The 4,834-nt window shown below is 59.5% G+C and carries 3 protein-coding genes and 1 pseudogene; 2 read left to right on the top strand and 2 right to left on the bottom strand.

All coding sequences use genetic code 11. The annotated features are described in order from the left end of the window. Positions 1-100: 100 nt before the first annotated feature. Positions 101-502: pseudogene (locus SGJ19_01285) on the top strand (transposase). A 236-nt stretch (positions 503-738) separates the two neighbouring features. Here SGJ19_01285 and SGJ19_01280 read toward each other — a convergent pair. Further along, positions 739-1,191, bottom strand: a complete 453-nt coding sequence (locus tag SGJ19_01280) for a hypothetical protein (GenBank protein MDZ4778868.1) — start codon at positions 1,189-1,191, stop codon at positions 739-741. A 96-nt stretch (positions 1,192-1,287) separates the two neighbouring features. Further along, positions 1,288-3,039, bottom strand: a complete 1,752-nt coding sequence (locus tag SGJ19_01275; protein ID MDZ4778867.1) for an NADPH-dependent assimilatory sulfite reductase hemoprotein subunit — start codon at positions 3,037-3,039, stop codon at positions 1,288-1,290. A 323-nt stretch (positions 3,040-3,362) separates the two neighbouring features. Between SGJ19_01275 and lysS the strand changes: the two genes are divergently transcribed. Further along, positions 3,363-4,834 (top strand): lysine--tRNA ligase (gene lysS, locus SGJ19_01270; GenBank protein MDZ4778866.1); only part of this gene is annotated, 1,472 nt, incomplete at its 3' end.

The raw sequence follows: 4,834 nt of genomic DNA, 5'->3' as shown, positions 1-4,834 counted from the left end.
GATCAGCCGTCAGCCGGACCTCACGCTGGCGGAACTCAAGCTCGAACTGGACACGGCCTTGTCACGTCAAACGCTCTGCACGGCGCTCCGCCGACTGAAGCTCACGTTGAAAAAAAGTCGCGAGGGCCGCGGAGCAGGACCGGCCAGACGTCGCCCAACGGCGCGTGGAGTGGCGCGTGGCTCAGGCAGGCATGTCGCCTGATCGCCTGGTGTTTCTCGACGAAACCTGGGCAAAAACGAATCTGACGCGTCCGCGCGGCCGCGCGTGGTGATGGACAACTTGTCGAGCCACAAACGCGTCGGCGTGCAAGCGGCCATCGAAGCGGTCGGCGCGTCGCTGTTGTACCTGCCGCCGTACAGCCCCGACTTCAATCCGCTTGAACTGGCGTTCGCCAAATTCAAATGGCTGCTCAAAAGCGCCGCGCACCGCACCGTCGACGCGCTCTGGCAAGCCTGCGGCGAACTCCTCCATCACTTCACCGCCACCGAATGCCGCAACTACCGCCGCCACTGCGGATATCGCTACATAGGCTTGATGCGCTCTAGCACCGCGAAGACGACGCCATTTCAGGTTGACGAAGGCTTGCTTGCTTTGCCGAAAGAGGCAGGGCCGTCGCCGGCGAAGAAGTAGTCAAGGACGGTGAATGTCGTCTGTTCTTGAAACCGAACCGTCCGGAAAGAATTGGACAGTTCGGTAGTGCGTTTCAAGAACCCGACAACACAGATGCCGTTCAATTCTCAGCGTGATGAGCCAACCAGCAAGCCGGCTATAAATGACAGGATAGCCATGGCAGTTGTGCCGATCACCTGAATGAATGTGATCGGCTGCTTTTCGATCGCTTTTTGAAGCCAGCCTTTATTGGCTTCCGCGACGGCTGCAAGTCCTTCTCTTGTGACTTTTAGACCAGGGCGAGTGTGGTTCGCAATCAAGCCATTGCTGTCGTAGTCCAAATAGAAATGCTCAATCAGACCTTCTGTCGACAATTTATTGAAGTCGTATGCAGAGTCGCTTCCACCTTCAAACATGGCGTTTTCTTTGTCTACGAACCGAGCCCCGCCACAGAAGTCTTCACGATCAATCATCGGAGCACAGTCTAACAATGCGATTGCAATGTCATGGCGAAATTGCGCGGCTTCGGATAGGCGCTTCAGCAACGTCATGCGGCGATTTGTGAGCCGTTCAACGCTCATGTCTTCTTCGCCGCAAGGAAGTTTGTGATTGCCTGGCCTGAAGTACTCATTGCCGTAATTACAGCGAGGCAAATGAATCACTTGGTTATGCGGTTTCTAAACTGCCGCCTCTTCGTTCGGCTTCGCCGCGGGCGCGAACCTCTCGCTCCAACCCAGCAGATCCTCCAGCCCCTTGCGGTGGCAGAAGTCGCCGAAGGTTTCTTTTTCTTGGCGGTCTTGTTTGAAGTACACCAGCAGCGTCACCAGCGTGGGCACCAGGTCTACTTCCGGCACCATGTCTTTGTAGATGAAGTTCAGCCGGTCGCCGAGCAGGCGGCCGCCGATGAAGATGGTGTATTTGCCGGCCGCTTTGCCGACGATCCCGACGTCTGAGTTGTACGGCCGCGCGCAACCGTTCGGGCAGCCGGTCATGCGGATCGTGAAGACTTCTTGCGACAGCCCGAGTTTCGCCAGTTCGACTTCGAGTTGATCGATGATGCCCGGCAAGGCGCGCTCGGCTTCGGTGATTGACAGTCCGCACGTCGGCCAGGCGACGCAGGCCATGCTCCAGCGGCGGACCGCGGAGATCTCGTGCGAGAGCTTGATCCCGTGCGCGCGGAGGATGGTCTCGATCGCTTCCTTGTTTTCCGGCGCGATGTCCGTGAACAGGATGCTCTGGTGCGACGTGAGACGAATGCCGGGCTGGAATTCGCCGCAGATTTTTCGCAGCGCCGTTTTGAGCCGGAACTCGCCTTCGTCTTTGATGCGGCCGTTCTCGACGTTCAGGCCGTAATACCAGCGGCCGTCCCCTTGTTCGTGCCAGCCGAGGTGATCGTCGAAGCCCCACACGTCCTGCGGATGTGGGTCGGGCAGCGGGGCGCCGTAGTATTCCTCGACCGTGGCCTTGAACTTTTCGAGGCCCCAATCGTGGATCAAATATTTCATCCGCGCGATCTTGCGATCGGAACGATTGCCGTGATCGCGTTGGACTTTTACGATCGCCGTGGCGACGTCGACCGCCTGGTCCGGCGTAATGAAGGCCATTCGCTTGGCGACGGCCGGAAATGTTTTCTTCGCGCTCGGCGTGCGGCCAAAGCCGCCGCCGACGAGCACGTTGTAGCCGATGATCCGCCAGTTTTCGCAGATCGCCATTAAGCCCAGGTCGTTGGCATAGAGGTCTACGCAGTTGTCGCCGGGCAATCCGACGGCGGTCTTGAACTTGCGTGGCAAGTACGTTGGCCCGTAGATCGGTTCCACTTCGTGCGCGTGGCCGTTGGTCTGGCCGTTCGATCCGCCGACGGCGCAATGTTCTTCGCCGCTCTCCAGGTCGCGGACCCAGATTTCGTGGTACGCCTTCGTGCGCGGGCAGAAGTGATCGGCGAGTTTCGCGGCCAGCGCGTGCATTTCTTCATGCACGGAGTCTTGATAGTGTGGCGCGGGGCAGCACATGAAGTTGCGTTGTACGTCACCGCACGCGGCCAGCGTGGAAAGCTGCACCTCGTTGATGCGGTGGATCGTCTTCCACAGATCCGTTTTGCGGATGCCGTGCAGCTGCAAGCCTTGGCGCGTGGTGATGCGCAGCGTCTGGTTGCCCAACTCGTCACCGAGATCCAGCTCGGCCAGCAGTTGGTCGCTCGTCAGGCGCCCGCCAGGAATCTTCGAGCGCACCATGAACATATAGGCCTTGCCGTCCTTACCGCGGACGTCGCGATCGTCCTGCTGGTAGGTGCCGTGGTGCTTGAGCAGTGTGGCGTTGTCTTCAGTGAAATGATCGTCGCCGCCACTCAGTTGCTCGGGAATCGACCCGCGCAAATGGTGACTCGCCAACTTGATCTCTTCCACCTTGCTCGGAGCGGTCTTTTCTGCCATCGGTTTCTTGCCTAGGAAAACGACCGTGCCGGGGGATTCACCACGGAGGCACGGAGAACACGGAGGCTGCGGGAAGATACGTGTGTCAATGGATAATGTTCGGTAACATTATCATCATTGTCGCGTATCTCGCGGCACTGACAATAGTATACCTCCCCGCATCGGAAAACTCAGCGGCGATTCGTACGGCTGCCGGCAAGGCTCGGCTTTGCCCATTTCTCCCAGGTTTCGCATTCCCGGCGACCTGACGTTGACCCGGTTCCGGGCTTCACTAAAATGTTGCGACGCTTTGAGTTAAATCCGCTGCTTCCGCGCTCACGTCCATGACCGAAACGCCCACGCCTGTTCCCGAATCGGACGATGCCAGCCTGCATGTGGCGGCCCGACGGGAAAAGTTGCGCAAATTGACGGCGCTCGGCATCGACCCTTGGGGCGGGCGCTTCGACGACCACCAAGGCGTGGGCGCGATTCGCCACCGGACCGGCGAGATCTTCTATCAGACCGAAGCCGGCGAACAGATCATCCTGCCCGACGAAGGGACCGATTTCCGCGCCTGGCTAGCCACGCAGCCCAAAGGGGAACTGCAGGGCCCGCGCGTGCGCGCTGCGGGACGAATCGTGTTGCGGCGTACCGCGGGCAAATTGCTGTTCATCGATATTCGCGATTGGTCCGGACAGATTCAGATTCTGATCGGCATGAACCAGGTCGGCCCGGAAGGCTGGGAACTGGCGCAATTGCTCGACCTCGGCGATTTAATCGGCGTCGACGGCATGTTGCGACGGACCAAGACGGGCGAGTTGACAATCTTCGCCGAGCGATTGCACTTCCTGACAAAGATGCTCGAACCGCCTCCCGACAAGCATCACGGTTTGCATGACGTTGAGTTGCGGCAGCGGATGCGCTATCTCGACCTGCTGTACACCGAAGGCGCGCAGGAGCGGTTTCTCAAGCGTACCAAGATCGTCCAATCGATTCGCCGCACGCTCGGCGAGCAGGGCTACGTCGAGGTTGAAGGACCGACGTTGCACACGATCGCCGGCGGCGCCGCGGCGCGACCGTTTTTGACGCATCACAACGCGCTCGACATGATGTTGTTTATGCGGATCGCGTTGGAGTTGCATTTGAAGCGACTGCTGGTGGGCGGCATTGAACGCGTGTACGAACTCGGGCGCGTCTATCGCAACGAAGGGATCAGCCCGCGGCATAATCCTGAGTTCACGATGCTCGAGGTCTACCAGGCCTACGGCAACTATGAAACGATGATGGAGCTGACCGAGAAGCTGATCGTCGACGCGATTCATGCGACGGGCGATCACTATCAGGTCGCCTGGCACGACCAGCAGATCGATTTCACGCCGCCGTTCCAGCGGCGCAGCTACGACGAGCTATTCGCCGAGCACGTCGGCGTTGATCCGCACGACCACGACGCGATCCGCAAGGTCGCGGCCGAAATTGGCTTCGACACCGCGGGGCGCGATCCGGACGTGATCAAGAGCGACGTCTTCGAGGAAAAGGTCGAAGACAAGCTGCACGGGCCGATCTTCGTGATCGACTACCCGGCGAGCATCTGCCCGTTGACTAAGCGCAGCAAGACGAATCCGCAAATTGCCGAGCGATTTGAACTTTACGTGTGCGGCATGGAGCTGGCAAACGCGTATACCGAATTGAACGACCCGGACATGCAGGAGCAGTTGTTCCGCACGCAGCTGACCGGCCAGAAGGAAGAGGATTCCATGGCCAAGATGGATCACGATTTCATCCGCGCCCTGCGCCACGGCATGCCGCCGGCCGGCGG

The sequence above is a fragment of the Planctomycetia bacterium genome, from assembly GCA_034440135.1.
Classification (GTDB): Bacteria; Planctomycetota; Planctomycetia; order Pirellulales; family JALHLM01; genus JALHLM01.
This window is presented reverse-complemented; position numbering and strand designations above follow the sequence as displayed.

What these genes read in the sequence shown, in the direction of transcription:
- SGJ19_01280 (MDZ4778868.1), bottom strand. Translation starts at nt 1,191, where the DNA reads ATGAGCGTTGAACGGCTCACAAATCGCCGCATGACGTTGCTGAAGCGC.
- SGJ19_01275 (MDZ4778867.1), bottom strand. Translation starts at nt 3,039, where the DNA reads ATGGCAGAAAAGACCGCTCCGAGCAAGGTGGAAGAGATCAAGTTGGCG.